Annotated in this window: 3 protein-coding genes; all 3 read left to right on the top strand. The window is 61.5% G+C overall.

The genetic code is table 11. The features are described from left to right. The first annotated feature begins 239 nt into the window (after positions 1-239). Complete coding sequence (locus E1K68_RS05635; protein ID WP_003188703.1) at positions 240-1142, top strand: chemotaxis protein; 903 nt, start codon at positions 240-242, stop codon at positions 1140-1142. Positions 1143-1145: 3 nt separating this feature from the next. Further along, positions 1146-1628, top strand: coding sequence for an N-acetyltransferase (locus E1K68_RS05630; protein WP_034134899.1), 483 nt, complete (start codon positions 1146-1148; stop codon positions 1626-1628). Positions 1629-1735: 107 nt separating this feature from the next. Next, positions 1736-2479 carry a YkgJ family cysteine cluster protein gene (locus E1K68_RS05625; RefSeq protein WP_212613855.1) on the top strand — a complete coding sequence of 248 codons (744 nt, stop codon included), beginning with the start codon at positions 1736-1738 and terminating at the stop codon, positions 2477-2479. The last annotated feature ends 196 nt before the right edge of the window (positions 2480-2675 follow it).

Below are 2675 nucleotides of genomic sequence, written 5' to 3'. Positions count from 1 at the left end.
GCCAGCGTGGTTTAACGGGGCGCCTGAGATCAAAAGCAGATCAAGATCAAGAGCGGCTCGCTTCGCATCCTGGTTACCGGTGGCTGCGGCGAACTGCACAGTTGTGTAGATACCTATGGCCATCGCAGGCAAGCCAGCTTGCACATAAACAGTGGCCGACACAAAATCCGGTTAAAGCCCCGGCCAGCCAAGTCGATAACTCTCTATAGATCGTCATCCCTGATCCACAGAAGGTTTTTATGTCCACCACCAAAGCCCGCGCAGACTCACTCTCGCTTCTGCTCTTTACCTTGCGCAGCGGCAAGCTGATGGCCATCAACCTGTTGAAAGTCAGCGAGATCATCCCCTGCCCGCCATTGACCAGGCTGCCGGAGTCTCACCCGCACGTCAAAGGCATCGCCACCTTGCGCGGCGCTTCGTTGTCGGTGATCGACTTGAGCCGCGCCCTGGGTGAAATGCCCTTGCAAGACCCGGACGGCGGCTGCCTGATCGTCACCGATGTCAGCCGTTCCAAGCAGGGCCTGCATGTGCAGGCGGTGAGCAAAATCGTGCATTGCCTGACTACCGATATCCGCCCGCCGCCCTACGGCTCCGGCGGCAATCGGGCGTTTATCACCGGGGTTACCCAGGTGGAAGGTGGCCTGGTGCAGGTGCTGGATATCGAGAAAGTCATCCATGGCATCGCCCCGGCACCGGTTGAAGCGGCGCCGACCGACCTGACCATGGAAGAAGCCGAAGTGCTGGGCAATGCCCGCATCCTGGTGGTGGACGACAGCCAGGTGGCCTTGCAGCAATCGGTACACACCCTGCGCAACCTCGGCCTGACCTGCCACACCGCCCGCAGCGCCAAGGAAGCCATCGACGTGTTGCTGGAGCTGCAAGGCACGGTTGAACAGATCAACGTGGTGGTGTCGGACATCGAAATGTCTGAGATGGACGGCTACGCCCTCACCCGCACCTTGCGCGAAACCCCGGATTTCAAGGACCTCTACGTGCTGTTGCACACCTCGTTGGACAGCGCGATGAACAGCGAAAAAGCACGCCTGGCCGGTGCCGACTCGGTACTCACCAAGTTCTCATCCCCAGAGTTGACCAAGTGCCTGGTCATCGCCGCGCAAACCGTGGCGCAAAAGGGCCTGTAAGCCTTGGCCGAGTATTACCAGCTCCTGCGTCGCGACCTCACCGGCAGCCTGCCCGCCCCGCAGTGGCCAGCGGATACCCGGCTGGATCATTATCGCGATGAACTGGCCCCGGCGATCCATGCCGTGCTGCGCATGACCCAGGACCAGGGCGGCGGCCGTGTCGGCCACCTGGAGGAGTGGCGCCGGCAGTTCGTCACCGATGCCGAGTACGACCCGACGCTGTGCCTGGTGGCCAGTAACCGCGGCGGTATTCTCGCGGTGGCGCAATGCTGGACCAGCGCCTTTATCAAGAACCTGGCCGTCCACCCCTGTGCCCAAGGCCAAGGGCTGGGCCGCGCCTTGCTGCTGCACAGCTTCCAGGTGTTCAAGCAGCGCGGCGAACCCTATGTGGACCTCAAGGTGCTGGAGAGCAACCTGCGCGCCCGGCACCTGTATGAAAGTGCGGGCATGGAGTTTGTGCTGCGCGACATCCTATCCAAGGGCTGACCCTCACTGGCGCATAACTTGCTTCCAGAGCCCCTGAGCGGTCGATAGAGGTAAAAACCCGTCACCCCTCAGCGTGCCCTCTGACCTTGCCTGGTGACAGATCCGCCATGAACACACACTTTTCCTGCGTCGGTTGCGGCAAATGCTGCAGCGACCATCACGTGCCCCTGACCCTCGAAGAAGCCCGCAGCTGGGCGGCGGACGGCGGCAACGTCATCGTTCTGGTGGAGGGCTTTCTTGGCAACGGCCTGGGCCTGCCCCTGCAACAACGGGAACACGCCGAACGCCGTTCAGTGATCGTGCCCAGCGGCACTACCGAGGCATTTGTGGCAATCACCTTTGCCGCCTACAACGCCGGACGCTGCCGGAATCTTGACGAAGACAACCGCTGCCGCATCTACGAACGGCGCCCGCTGGTGTGCCGCATCTACCCGATGGAAATAAACCCGCATATCCCGCTGAACCCAGGCGCCAAAGACTGCCCGCCGGAATCCTGGGAACAAGGCCCGGCGCTGATCGTCGGTGGTGAATTGATGGACGCGCAACTGGCCGAACTGATTCGCCGTTCGCGCCAGGCCGATCGGGATGATGTGCAGACCAAGGAAGCCGTATGCGCGTTGCTCGGCATCCGCACGACCGCCCTCAAGGGCGACGGGTTTACCGCGTACTTGCCGGACATGCAGGCGTTTGCCCAGGCGATTGAACTGGCGATTGAACAGCCGGCGGTGGCCAATGAATGGGTGTTTCATGTGTCCGGGATGGACATCGCCGAACAGGTGCTGGATGCCGGGGCAGAAATTGCCACGGAAGTGCCGGCCAATTATGCGTTTATCTCGCTGAGAGCGGCTTAGGCCACTGCGGCCTGGCGGCATAGAGAATGACCCAATTATAGTTCGCAGCAACCCGACTAACCACGATGCGAAGCGAGCCGCTCTTGATCTGCTTTTGATCTCAAGCGCCCCGTTAAACCACGCTGGCCGGAATTCGACAGTGATTTGGGGGGTAAACCGGCAGGGATGCCGGTTTAGCCGCCCCGCGCCATGGATG

The sequence above is a fragment of the Pseudomonas sp. B2021 genome (assembly GCF_018135665.1).
GTDB classification, from domain to species: domain Bacteria; phylum Pseudomonadota; class Gammaproteobacteria; order Pseudomonadales; family Pseudomonadaceae; genus Aquipseudomonas; species Aquipseudomonas lactis.
The sequence above is the reverse complement of the archived record's forward strand: the minus strand, read 5'-3'. Positions and strand labels throughout refer to the sequence as shown.